Origin of the sequence: Streptomyces sp. NPDC059874 (assembly GCF_042731135.1) — a bacterium.
In the GTDB taxonomy this organism is placed as follows: domain Bacteria; phylum Actinomycetota; class Actinomycetes; order Streptomycetales; family Streptomycetaceae; genus Streptomyces.
Map to the genome: position 1 here is coordinate 1 of NZ_JBHWJY010000078.1, position 12,652 is coordinate 12,652.

Annotated in this window: 10 protein-coding genes; 4 read left to right on the forward strand and 6 right to left on the reverse strand. The window is 71.9% G+C overall.

Features of this window, described 5'->3' with window-relative positions:
• The 6 genes from ACFV9H_RS32560 to ACFV9H_RS32585 form a co-directional block, all read right to left on the reverse strand.
• The coding region (locus ACFV9H_RS32560; RefSeq protein WP_385405388.1) for an ABC transporter substrate-binding protein at positions 1-755 on the reverse strand (755 nt) is incomplete at its 3' end.
• 295 nt (positions 756-1,050) lie between these two features.
• Positions 1,051-1,152: a putative leader peptide gene (locus ACFV9H_RS32565; protein WP_385405391.1), complete on the reverse strand. Its 102-nt coding sequence runs from the start codon at positions 1,150-1,152 to the stop codon at positions 1,051-1,053.
• 137 nt (positions 1,153-1,289) lie between these two features.
• Positions 1,290-1,748, reverse strand: coding sequence for an RrF2 family transcriptional regulator (locus tag ACFV9H_RS32570; protein WP_385405394.1), 459 nt, complete (start codon positions 1,746-1,748; stop codon positions 1,290-1,292).
• Positions 1,749-1,864: 116 nt separating this feature from the next.
• Positions 1,865-3,073 carry an acyl-CoA dehydrogenase gene (locus ACFV9H_RS32575; RefSeq protein ID WP_385405396.1) on the reverse strand — a complete coding sequence of 403 codons (1,209 nt, stop codon included), beginning with the start codon at positions 3,071-3,073 and terminating at the stop codon, positions 1,865-1,867.
• Positions 3,074-3,389: 316 nt separating this feature from the next.
• The gene (locus tag ACFV9H_RS32580; RefSeq protein ID WP_385405399.1) at positions 3,390-4,088 is read right to left on the reverse strand and encodes a pentapeptide repeat-containing protein; all 699 of its coding nucleotides are present in this window, start codon (positions 4,086-4,088) and stop codon (positions 3,390-3,392) included.
• 138 nt (positions 4,089-4,226) lie between these two features.
• The gene (locus ACFV9H_RS32585) at positions 4,227-4,850 is read right to left on the reverse strand and encodes a QsdR family transcriptional regulator (protein WP_385405401.1); all 624 of its coding nucleotides are present in this window, start codon (positions 4,848-4,850) and stop codon (positions 4,227-4,229) included.
• A 116-nt stretch (positions 4,851-4,966) separates the two neighbouring features.
• Between ACFV9H_RS32585 and ACFV9H_RS32590 the strand changes: the two genes are divergently transcribed.
• The 4 genes from ACFV9H_RS32590 to ACFV9H_RS32605 all read left to right on the forward strand — a co-directional run bounded on the left by ACFV9H_RS32590 (position 4,967) and on the right by ACFV9H_RS32605 (position 12,546).
• Positions 4,967-6,934, forward strand: a complete 1,968-nt coding sequence (locus tag ACFV9H_RS32590; protein WP_385405404.1) for a GMC family oxidoreductase N-terminal domain-containing protein — start codon at positions 4,967-4,969, stop codon at positions 6,932-6,934.
• A gap of 67 nt (positions 6,935-7,001) precedes the next feature.
• The gene (locus ACFV9H_RS32595; RefSeq protein WP_385405474.1) at positions 7,002-8,417 is read left to right on the forward strand and encodes an aldehyde dehydrogenase family protein; all 1,416 of its coding nucleotides are present in this window, start codon (positions 7,002-7,004) and stop codon (positions 8,415-8,417) included.
• 14 nt (positions 8,418-8,431) lie between these two features.
• Positions 8,432-10,225, forward strand: coding sequence for an AMP-dependent synthetase/ligase (locus ACFV9H_RS32600; RefSeq protein WP_385405406.1), 1,794 nt, complete (start codon positions 8,432-8,434; stop codon positions 10,223-10,225).
• Positions 10,226-10,479: 254 nt separating this feature from the next.
• Positions 10,480-12,546, forward strand: a complete 2,067-nt coding sequence (locus tag ACFV9H_RS32605; RefSeq protein ID WP_385405409.1) for a SpoIIE family protein phosphatase — start codon at positions 10,480-10,482, stop codon at positions 12,544-12,546.
• The last annotated feature ends 106 nt before the right edge of the window (positions 12,547-12,652 follow it).

Below are 12,652 nucleotides of genomic sequence, written 5' to 3' on the forward strand. Positions count from 1 at the left end.
GACACGATGATGTTCGTGATCACGAACTTCTTCTCGGGCCACAGGTCACGCTCGTCGAGGAGGACCGCGCCGCCGTCGGAGACCAGCTTGGAGGCTGTGGGCTCGGGGACCCAGGCGCCGTCGATCGAGCCCTGCTTGAAGGCGTCGGGGGTGACCTTGTTGTCGGAGCGGACGACGGAGACGTCGCCCTTGCCGGACTCGGGGTCGACCGTCCAGCCCTTCTCGGAGATCCAGTTGAGGAACGCGACGTCCTGGGTGTTCCCCTTCTGGGGGGTGGCGATCTTCTTGCCCTTGAGGTCGTCCAGGGTCTTGATCTTGTCCGGGTTCACGACGAGCTTGACGCCGCCGGAGGCGGAGCCGGAGATGATCCGCAGGTTGGAGCTCTTGGACTTGACGTAGCCGTTGATCGAGGGCGAGGGGCCGATGAAGCCGATGTCGAGAGAGCCGCCGTTGAGGGCCTCGATCTCGGACGGGCCGGCGTTGAAGGCCTGCGGCTTGATCGCGGTGTCGCCCAGCTCCTTCTGGATCAGGCCTTCCTGAAGACCGACCAGAGCGGTCGCGTGCGTCAGGTTCGGGAAGTACCCGATCCGCACCTCGGAAGCCGACAGCTTCTTGCCGTCCGTGGAGGCGACGTTCGCCGTCTTGTCGTCTTCCTTCTTCGCCTCGGAACCGTAGCCGCAGGCCGTGAGCAGCAGGGGAAGGGTCGCGGCGACGGCGATGGCACGCAGGGTGTTGAGCGGTCTTGCGGCAGACACGGGGGTGTCCTTTCACGGGGTGGGTGTTCAGGGAGTACGGAGTCACGCGAGGCGGGGCCGTCGGCACGCACGGCACCCACTCCCGGCCGTCGGTGGTGGACCGTCGGCGCGGGCCGGGAAGCGGAAGGGTGTCGCGCATCGCGCGGAGTTCGGATGTCGAGCGGCCGTACGTCGCGGCCTGCTCGAAGGTGGTGCGGGGCGGCGAGGTCAGCCGAGGGATCCGCCCGGCCGACGGAGAGCGGGCCGGCGAGCGCGCGGCAGTGCGCTGCGCACGGAGCCTGGCCCCGGGGACGTGTCAGGCGGACTGACAGATGGCGCTGGACGTACGGACCAGGTCGATGTGCCGGCGGGTGGTGAGAAGGGGCACCGGACGGCCCGCGCAAAGCAGTGTTCGCATGGCCACCTCACCCCATTCCTAGTTTTCCTACCCGGTTGGTAGGCATCTTGGCAGAAGGCGTCGTCCGCCCCAAGAGGTTGCCCATATTGTGGACGAAAGCATCTCGCCAAGTGAGAACGCGCAGGTGGCGAGGTGTGTCAGGGATTGGTCCAGGCGTCGGGAGTGTGGGCCAGCGCGGATACGTCCGCGGGCAGGTCGGACGACGCGACGTCGGCGAGCGTCACACCGTCGAGGATCTCGCGCACGTTGGACCGCAGTGCGATCCACAGGGGGAGCAGAGACTCCGCGGGGCCCGTGTAGGACAGGTCCGGGGGGCGGACCCCGCGGACCGAGACGAGCGGTCCGTCCACGACGCGGATGACATCCGCGATGCTGATGGTCCCGGCGGGCTTGGCCAGCCGATAGCCGCCGTTGCCGCCGCGCTGGCTGAGCACGAGGCCGCCCCGGCGCATGTCGTTCAGGATGCCTTCGAGGAACTTGTGCGGGATGTCCTGGGCGTCGGCGATGGCTTCGGCCTTCAGGGGCCCGTCATCCTGTGACGCGGCAAGCTGCAGTGCGGCACGTACCGCGTAGTCCGCCCTGGCTGAGATCCGCATGTGCACATTATCCCGTACGCCCACGGTCCGCGTCCGACACGGGTGGGCCGCCGCCCACGGGCCGCGCGGGGCCGCCGGGCGCGGATCCGCATCCGCGTCCCGAGCGGCGTCCCGCGTCAGTGGAAGGCCGCCGCCACCACGCGGTGCGAGCTGTTGAGGTAGTGCTCGCCGATGGAGCGCAGGCGGTGCGCGGCCGGGCGGTGGGCCGTCAGGACGCGCGCGTTGCGCCAGAAGCGGTCCAGGCCGGGGGCGTCGGCGAGTTCCAGTACCCGGGCGGTGATGTGCAGGGCGGCCTTCGACGTCACGGTCTCGGCCGTGGCGACCAGGGCGGCGACGCCCGCGGGTTCTTCGGCGTCGAGGTGCGGGCCCGTGTCGAGGGCCTGCGCCATCACCTCCGTCGCCCGGTCCACCACGGCGGTGGCCGTCTGGGCGGCGGAGGCGAGCTCCCCGTACGTCAGCAACAGGTCCGGGTCCTGGCCGGGCGGCCGGTACGCGCGGCCGCCCCTGCTGAGGTCACGCGCTTCGCCGAGGGCGCCCTCGGCGATGCCGAGGCCGACGTGGCACAGGGCGAGCCGGAGCGCCGGCTCGGCGAGCGCGGTGAAGGGCGTGGTCGACTCCTCGTCGTGCGGCCGGCGGCCCAGCACCTGCTCGGGCGTGACGGCGACCCGGTCGAGGAGGATGTCGCCCGCGCCGGCGACGCGCTGCCCGAGCCGGTCGTGGGCGGGCTCGATGGTCATGCCCCGCGCGCCGGGTGGGATCCGTACGACCAGGGCGTCACCGGTCACGGCGCAGACGGCGTCCACCACGATCTGGTCGGCGACGGCCACCGACGTGTCCACGGACCGGCGCCCGTCCAGGACGTAGCCGGTGTTGCGCGGCTGCGGCCTCAGCGTGAGGTCCGGTCGGTCGGTGTCGGCGCCCGCCGCGGGAGTGCGGACGGCCCCGGTCCACAGCCACTGCTCGCGCACCGACGTCTCCTCGAGGGCGGTCGCGTCGTGATGCCCCGCGTAGAAGCGTCCGCTCCACGCGTGAACGTAGTGGCGGGCGAGTACGTCGCCGACGGAGCTGTCCGCCGCGGCGATCGCCCGTATGACGGCGCATCCGGTACGCCAGTCCGCCCCGCGGCCGGGCCAGGGCGGGGTGAGGGCCGCGAGCAGGCCCGCCTCGCGCAGCCGGGCCGTCTCGTCGACCGGCGGCAGGCCCGCCTGGTCGCGGGCGATGGCGTCCGCGGCGAGGTCGTCCGCCACATCGCGAGCGGTACGCAGGAGCGCGCGGCGCTGCGCGTCGGTGGCCCGGGCACCGGTCGGGCTCGATGTCGTCGGCACGGGCGTCACCGACAGGCCGGGGTGCCGTGGCGTGGCGCGAAGGCCGGCCGGACAGCGGGACCGTGCGGGAGGGCGGTGGTCATGTGGGCTACTCCGGAACGTTGTTGGGGCGCCTCGGTCGGTTGCCGGGAGGCACGAGCGCCCTGGCGGGGCCGCACTGCGAATCCCACCTTTCCCATCGGATTGATAGGAATACTTGCCGAAGGTTGCCTGCCTCAGCAAGACCATGGCCGAATGGTGGACACGTCCGTCTTGAAGGTAGAGACGTCATGGCGCCACGACGGGCCCGGCGCGGCCGCGACGGCCCGCTCGCGGGTCAGTGGCCCTTCACGGTGAGGCCGATGTGCCGTGCCAGAGCGGGTGCCAGGTCGAGCAGCTGGACCGCGCTGATCGTCGCGCCCTTCAGGGCCTCGATTCCGGACGCGATGCCCAAGGCGAGGGCCTCGCTCAGGTCGACGCCGGTCACCGTGGCCTTGTCGAAACGGGCCGTGTCCAGGGTCGAACCGGGGAAGGACACTCCGGTCAGCGTCGCCCCGCCGAAGTCCACGTCACGCAGGAGGCAGTCGACGAACGCCACGTCCTTCAAGGTGGCCCCGCGCAGGTTGACCGAGTCGAATTTGCACTGGTGGAAGAGGGTGCGGTGGATCTCGGAGACGTGGATCTCGGTGCCGGCGAAGACGCCCGCGGTGCACTCGCTGTCCAGCCAGGTGGTCTCCGCGAGATCGGTGCCGACCATGCGGACCGCGTGCATCCACACGTCGTCGAACCGGGAGCGCCGGTAGCGGCCGCGGGCGAAGGTCGCGGAGGAGAAGGTCGACTCGCCGAACTGGGCGCTGCCGGCCTGGACGTCCTCGAAGACGGAGCCGTCGAAGTGGAGCCACTCGTACGTGCCCTCCCGCTCGATCTCCCCGGTGAAAGGTTCGAGGCGGTGCGCGTACGGCAGCGCGTCACGTTCTCGGGGTGCGGGGGTTCGCGCGGGCGTTCCTTTCGACGGCGAGACCGGGGGGCGAGGCAATGACCGCCCGGGGCGCGACACGGGCCGCGGCACGGCCAAGCCTCGCCGAAGCCGTCGTCCGGCGTGCCCGCCACAAGTCCCGACCCGAGGGTATTTGGCCCTGCCGGGCCCGGACGGGCGTAGGCGGGAGGGGCCGGTTCAGCGCAGCAGCGCGGCGACGGCCGCCGCCGGTTTCGTTGCGTCGGGTTCGTCGCCGGTGATCAGATCCGCGTACACGAACGACTCGCCGATGCGGGTGATGACGTAGGCGAGGTCCGGGAGATCCATGGGGGGGACGAGTGCCCCTCGGTCCACTTCCTCCTGCAGGAACGACTGGATCTTCGCGACGATCCGCCGCTGCACGACGCTGGCTCTGGTGGTCATGAGCCGGAGCGTGGCCTCGGGCTCACGGGACACGAACGTGTGGAAGTAGTCGGCCTCGATGATGCCGCGCGTGAAGGTCTCGACGATGGCGGCGATACGGGCGCCTCCCCGACCGGCCGCTTCGGCCGCGGCCTGGTCCAGGGCGGGCTCCGTGAGCGACCAGATGACCTCGGCGATCAGCTGGTCCCGATTGCCGACCCAGCGGAAGAGCGTGGCCCGGCTGATCCCGAGTTCGACGGCGAGGTCCTGCATGTCCACGCGATCGCCGGCCAGGTACCGCCGGCGCGCGAGCTCGAAGGCGTCCATCGGGCTACGGCGCGGCACTTTGCCCGCCGCCAGATGCCGCGACAGCGGAGTCTCCGCTACGACCACCACGCTCGACCTCCCCGAATCGTTCATTTCGAGACGATCATAGCGTCAGCTCCCGTGTGAGACGTTTTCGAAAGTGTTGCATCACGGGATGGTTCGTGGAACGCTTCATGGAGGCAACTCCCTCCGTGAAGGAGCACCGACGCATGACCACACCTCTGACCGAGTCGCGGCGCGCCGTCCTGCGAGCCGTCTGCGACACCGTCGTGCCCCGCATCGAGCGCGCCGACGATCCCACCGGTTTCTGGCAGCGCACGGCCTCCGACCTGGGGGTGGACACCGCGCTCGAGCGGATCGTCACCGCGATGCCGGCCGAGCGGCGCGCGGGCGTGGTCCGGCTGCTCGACGGGCTCGGCGCGCAGGACCTCACCCGGGTTTCGCAGCGCTCGCGCGAGCAGATCCTGCGCAGCGTGTCGATGCTGGGTACGCAGGCCGCCGCCGGGGTGGAGGGCCTGGTGGGCGCGGTCCTCTTCCTCACCTACGGCTCCCCGGCCCCCGCGACCGGCCGCAACCCGAACTGGGAGGTCTTCGGATACCCGGGCCCGATCAGCGCGCCACCGGCGGCGCCATCGCGACTCCAGGTCCTGGTCCCGGACCGGGACGAGGTCTCGTACACGGCGGACGTCTGCGTGGTCGGCTCCGGCGCGGGCGGCGGCGTCATCGCCGGTGAGCTGGCCGGCCGGGGCCTGAAGGTGGTCGTGCTGGAGGCGGCCGGCTATTTCGACGAAGCCGACTTCGACCAGCTCGAACTCACCGCCTACCGGAACCTGTACTGGCGTGGCGGTCCCCAGACCACGGCCGACGGCAATGTGGCGATCCAGGCCGGATCCTGTCTCGGCGGCGGGACGACCGTCAACTGGACGAACTGCCTGCCCACCCACCCGTGGGTCCGCGAGGAGTGGGCGACCCTCGGCCTCGACGGACTCGCCGGGCCCGAATTCGACCGGCACCTGGACGCGGTGCTCACCCGTATCTCCGCGACCGACCGGTGCTCGGACCTCAACGGCCCGCAGCAGCGCATGCGGGCAGGGGCGGAGCGCCTCGGATGGTCCTTCAAGACGGTGGTGCGCAATGCCGACCCCGACCGCTACGACCCCGCGAGCGCGGCGTACCTGGGCTTCGGCGATCAGTCGGGCTCGAAGCAGGGCACGCTCAAGACCTACCTGCGGGACGCCCGGGAGCACGGAGCGGACCTGCTCGTCCGCTGCAGGGCCGACCGCGTACTGGTCGAGCACGGCAGGGCGGCGGGGGTCGAGGCCACCTGGTCCGACCCGGACACCGGCCGCCGGGCCGGGGTCACCGTCCGCGCCCGGCACGTGGTCGTCGCGGGCGGGGCCCTGGAATCGCCCGCCCTGCTGCTGCGCTCCGGGATCGGCGGCCCGGCCGTGGGCCGGTACCTGCGGCTCCACCCGTCCACCGCGCTGTTCGGCGTCCACGACGAGGACCAGGGAGCGTGGTGGGGCGCCCCGCACGCGGGGCTGTGCGACCAGTTCGCCGATGCCGGCGGCGGGTACGGGTTCCTGATCGAGGGCGTGCAGTACGCGCCGGCGCTCATCGGCTCGGCCCTGCCGTTCACCACCGCCGCCGAACACAAGCGGCTGATGACCAAGGTCCGCCACGGAGCGACCTCCATCGGGCTGCTCCGCGACCGGGGGCACGGCCGCGTCACCGTGGACCCCGCGGGCGAGCCGGTGGTGTCCTACGCCCTGACCGACGAGAACGACGTACGCACCACCCACCAGGCCGTCGAGGCGCAGGCCCGGTTGCACGAGGCTGCGGGAGCCCGGGAGATCCACGTCCTCGGCGCGGGCGCGCCGGCTTGGCAGGCCGGCGACGATCTGGACGGCTACCTGCGCCGGGTGCGGCGCCTCCCCCTCGGGGCGGGTGGCCTGCGGTTGTTCAGCGCGCACCAGACCGGCAGCTGCCGGATGGGCCGCGACCCGCGCGGCAGCGTCGCGAACCCGTACGGCGAACTGCACGACACACCCGGCGTGTGGATCGGGGACGGCAGCGCCTTCCCCACCGCGGCGGGCACCAACCCGATGGTCACGATCATGGCGCTGGCCCGGCGGACCGCCGGGGCGATCGCCGACGCCCCGAACGCCCACAGCTGACGGGAAGGGGACGGTCCCCATGCAGTCCACAGCAATCGAGGAGAACGAGATGGCGCTCGTCGCCGAGATCACCGTCAAGGACCGGCACTACATCGGGGGCGAATGGGTCGAACCTGCGGGCCGCGGCTCGATCGACGTGATCGACCCGACCACCGAAGAGGTGATCGCCCGGGTCCCCGACGGCAACGCCACGGACGTGGACCGGGCCGTCGCGGCCGCCCGGCTCGCCTTCGCCACCTGGTCCGCCGTCCCCGTCGCCGACCGGGCCCGCCGGCTGCAGGCCGTCGCCGACGGTCTGGCCGCCCGCGCCGAGGAGATCGCGGTGCTGGTCAGCCAGGAGGTCGGCATGCCCCTGGCCCAGTCCCGGATGATCCAGGCCGGTCTGCCCGCGCTGGACTTCGGCTCGATGCCGGGGCTGCTGCGCGCGTACGACTTCGAGGAGGAGATCGGCAACTCGCTGGTCGTCCGCGAGCCGATCGGCGTGGTCGGCGCGATCACCCCCTGGAACTACCCGCTGCACCAGATCGCGGGCAAGGTCGCACCCGCACTCGCCGCGGGCTGCACGGTCGTGCTCAAACCCAGCGAGGTCGCGCCCCTGACCGCGTACCTCCTCGCCGAGGTCATCGAGCAGGCCGGGCTGCCCGCCGGGGTGTTCAACGTGGTCACCGGCACCGGGCCGGTGGTCGGCGAGGCGATCGCCGCACACCCCGGCGTGGACATGGTGTCCTTCACCGGCTCCACCACAGCGGGCCGGCGCGTGAGCGAGGTCGCCGCGCGCACCGTCAAGCGGGTCTCGCTGGAACTCGGCGGGAAGTCGGCGAGCATCATCCTCGACGACGCCGACCTGCGGACGGCCGTGGTGCACGGGGTCGGCAAGTGCTTCGTCAACTCCGGTCAGACCTGCGTCGCACCCACCCGGATGCTCGTGCCCCGCGACCGGCTCGCGGAGGCGGAGACGATCGCCGCGGCCGCCACCGCCGCGTACACCCTCGGCGACCCCTTCGACGAGGACACCACCCTCGGTCCGGTCGTCTCACAGGCCCAACTGGCCCGCGTGCGCGGCTACATCGAGACCGGCATCGCCGAGGGCGCGAAGCTGGTGGCCGGCGGCCCGCACCCACTGCCGCTCGAGGACGGGTACTTCATCCGGCCCACGGTGTTCTCCGAGGTCACCCCCGACATGACCATCGCCCGGGAGGAGATCTTCGGCCCGGTGCTGGCGATCCTGCCCTACGACGACGAGGACGAGGCGGTCCGTATCGCGAACGACACGGTGTACGGGCTCTCGGGGGCGGTGTGGTCGGCCGACCCGGCCCGCGCCACGGACCTGGCCCGCCGCCTGCGCACAGGACAGGTCGACATCAACGGCGCGGCCTTCAACCCGGTCGCCCCGTTCGGCGGCTACAAGCAGTCGGGCAACGGCCGCGAGCTCGGCCGCCACGGCCTCGAGGAGTTCCTCGAGACCAAGGCCATACAGCTCTGACCGGAGGAGTGACCATGCACACCGACCAGTCGATGCTTCCGCGGACCGTCGCCGAACTTCCCTTCCTCAGCGCCGAACGCTTCGGCTCCGCGCCCGCCCAGCGGTTCAAGCGCGACGGCCACTGGCAGGACCTCAGCCACGCCGAACTGGGCGAGGCCGCACAGGAGATCGGGCTCGGGCTCATCGGCCTCGGACTGCGGCCCGGCGACCGGGTTTGCGTACTGGCCGACACCCGACCGGAGTTCACGCAAGTCCAGTACGGAATCTCCGCGGCCGGCGCCGTCGTGGTGCCGATCTACCCCTCGAGTTCCGCAGAGGAATGCGCCTGGGTCCTCGGCGACTCGGGAGCCAAGGCGGTCATCTGCGAGAACGCCGCCCAGCTGGAGAAGCTCCGACGCATCCGCGCCGGGCTCCCCGCACTCGCGCACGTCCTGGTCATCGATCCGGCCGACCCGGTGACCCGCACGCTGGACCAGCTGCGCAGCCGGGGCCGAGCCGGCAACCCGGTCGAGCTGCGATGCCGTACCGCAGCCGTGCGCCCCGACGACCCGGCGCTCCTCATCTACACCTCCGGAACGACCGGCAAGCCGAAGGGCTGCGTGCTCAGCCACCGCAACATGGTCGCCTGCTGTCAGGTCACCGCGCGGCTGCGGGTGGCCGGAGCCGAGGACACCGCCTACCTCTTCCTGCCCCTGGCGCACGTCTTCGCCCAGGTGATCCAGCTGAGCATCACCGCCACCGGCGGCGTGGTGGCGTACGGCAGCGGCGACGCCTCGGCGATCGTGCCCGACTGTCAGGAGACCGCCCCCACGATCCTGCCGGCCGTACCGCGTGTCTACGAGAAGGTCCACGCCCGGTTCGCCGACCTGCTGCCGGCCGAGGAGCTCGCCCGGGCGGTACGGACCGGACTGGCCGTACGCCGACTGCGCGCCGCCGGGCAGCCGGTGCCCTGCGAGCTGCGCCGGGACTTCGAACAGGCCGAGGAGCGGCTGTTCGCCCCGGTCCGGGCCCTGTTCGGCGGGCGGCTGCGGATGGCGGTCTCGGGCGCCGCACCGATCGCACCGAACATCCTGCGGTTCTTCCACGCGGCGGGCGTGCCCGTGTACGAGGGCTACGGACTCAGCGAATCCGCGTCGCTCGGCACGCTCAACACCGTCGACGCCACCCGGATCGGCACCATCGGAAGGCCGGTCCCGGGCTGCGAGGTCCGCCTCGCCGAGGACGGGGAGATCCTCCTGCGCGGCCCCCACGTCTTCGCCGGGTACTGGAACAACCCGCGGGCCACGCTGGAAGCCCTCGCCGACGGCTGGCTGCGCACCGGAGACCTGGGCGCGGTCGACGAGGACGGCTTCGTCACCGTCACCGGCCGCAAGAAGGACATCATCATCACGGCCGGCGGCAAGAACCTCACACCGGCGAACCTGGAGAACGACCTGCGCGAGTCGCCCTTCATCTCCCACGCGGTGATGTACGGAGACCGGCGGCCCTACCCGGTGGCGCTCATCACCCTCGACGCCGAACGGATCCTCGCCTGGGCCCGAGAGCGGGGACTCCCGGCCGATGTCGAGATCCTCGCCGGGCACCCCGAGGTACGGGCGCTGCTCCAGCGGGTGCTCGACGACGTCAACGGCCGCTACGCGCGGGTCACCCGGATCAAGAAGTTCGCCGTCCTCGGCCGCGACTTCTCCCAGGAGACCGGCGAACTCACCCCCACCCTCAAACTCCGGCGCCAAGCCGTCCACCGCGCCCACGCCGACGTCCTCGACGCGCTCTACACGGACATACCCGCTCCGCGGCTGCGCCCCTGACCCGTCCCCACATCGACAGGCTCGGGCACCCGGCGACGATCGGTACCAGGCCGGCTACGGTGAGCAGCGCGTATTGCGCCGGCTGCCCGAAGAGCCGGCGTGAGAGGGGCCGACGGGAGGCGGCGTCCCGCAGACCGGCAGACGATGGAGGCGTGGAGACTCGGTTCCCGGCCGGTCCGCCTGAGCACCTCGGGGCCTGACCGCGACCGCGGAACGCAGGGCGAGGATGCCGCGGCGTTGGGTACAGGTGCCAGATGAATGAGCACATACCGGTCGACGAGCTGATCAGCGGCGCCGCGCAGGCCGCCGGTGGATGGCTGGGCGCGCTTCCGGTCGCACTCGTGGCCACCAGCGCCGACGGGACGATCGTGCGCTGGAACCAGGTCGCGCAGGAGTTGCTGGGCCATGCCCCGCCGGAGATGCTGGGGCGCCACATTTCCGACCTCCTCCACCCGGGCGCCGATCGCAGTCTGGGCCGCTCGCTCTGGGAAGCCGCGGCCACCGGGCGCGGTGTGATGGGCACGGTGACCGCCTGGCACCGAGACGGGCACCCGCTGGAGGTGGAGATCTGGGCCGCTCCGGTGTCCGACCGGCAGCACGGTTCGGCAACGGTGCTGGTCTTCGCCGCCGACGCGCACGCCGCACGGCGCATCCGCGGGTCGTCGGCGGTGTGGGACGGCCTGTTCGAGCGCTCCCCGGTCGGTATCGCCATCCTCGACACACAACTGCGGTTCCTGCAGGTCAACCCCGCGCTCGAAGCCATGAACGGCCTGCCGGAGTCGGCGCACGTGGGACGGCGCCTGGCCCAGATCCTCCCGGAGGTGAACGCCCAGGAGATGGAGGAGGCCATGCGGCAGGTCCTGGAGACCGGGCAGCCGCTCCTGGACCGTCGGCGTGTCGGACGGACGCCGGCCGAACCGGACCACGACCGGGTGTGGTCGTGTTCCTACGTCCGGGTGGAAGACCCCGCCCGGATGCCGATCGGTGTCATCGCCTCGCTCGTCGACATCACCGAGCAGCAGCGCGACCACGTGGAAGCCGAAGCGGGGCGGCGCAGGCTCGCCATGCTCAGTGAGGCCAGCATGCGCGTCGGCTCCAGTCTCGACCTGGAGCGCACCGCGCAGGAACTCGCCGATCTCGCCGTCCCGCGCCTCGCCGATGCCGTCACCGTGGACGTCCTGGACGCGCTGGCGCACGGGGACGAGCCCGGTATGGGGCTGGCCGGTGGGGTCGCCCTGCGGCGCCTCGGCAAGGCCCCGCTGTCCGGATCCGAGGTGACCGCCATCCTCACCCCCCTCGGCAGGACCCTCGTCTTCCCCTCGGCGGCCCCCTACACCCAGGCCCTCGCGGCCCGGCAGACCTTCCTGATCGCCCGGCTCGACGAGCAGGCCATCGCCCCCGCGTCCCGGCACTCGGCGAAACCCGCGCAACTGGTCGCGGCGGGCGTGCACTCGTTCATCATGGCGCCCCTGGTGGCCCGCGAGACCGTGCTCGGCGTCGCCACGTTCTACCGCACGCGCCCGATGGGACCCTTCGGATCCGAAGACGTCACGCTCGCCGGTGAACTCACGGCCCGCGCCGCGCTCAGCATCGACAACGCCCGGCTCTACCACCGTGAGCACGAGACCGCCGTCATCCTCCAGCGCAGCATGCTTCCCCAGCACATCACGGCGCCACCCGGCATCGAGGTCAGCCACCGCTACCTCCCCGCGAGCGACGTCAACGAGGTCGGCGGGGACTGGTACGACGTCCTGGCACTGGCCGGCGGAAAGGTGGCCCTGCTCATCGGCGACGTCATGGGGCACGGCATCGCCGCGGCCGCGGTCATGGGCCGGCTGTCCGCCTCGGTACGGGCCCTCGGGCGCCTGGACCTTTCGCCCGTACGGCTGTTGCACCAGCTGGAAGCCGCCCTCGCCGATCTCGCCGAGCCGATGCTGGCCACCTTCCTGTACATCGTCTGCGACCCGGCCACCGGGCACTGCACCGTCACCCGGGCCGGGCATCCGCCGCCCGCACTCGTGCTCCCCGACGGCACGGTCCGGCTCCTGGACACCGCGCCCGGCGTCCCCCTGGGCGTCGGGGGCGTCGCCTTCACGCCCACCGACTTCACGGTGGCTCCCGGCAGCCTCCTCGCGCTGTACACCGACGGACTGATCGAAGCCCGCGGCTTTGACCTCGACGAGCGGCTGGCCGAACTGACGCGACTGCTCGCGGATCCGCAGCGGCAGCTGGACCACCTGTGCGACTCGCTGATCACCCACCTCGTCCCGGCTGCGGCTGACGACGACGTCGCCCTCCTGATCGCCCGCATCGGCGGCTGACGCTCCTTCCGTAGCGGCGCTCAAAGGTGGAAGTGGCACCCCTCCACCACTCCATGTCGGCATCGCCCAGCGGCACATCCTGGCCTGGGGGAGATCACGTCCGCGC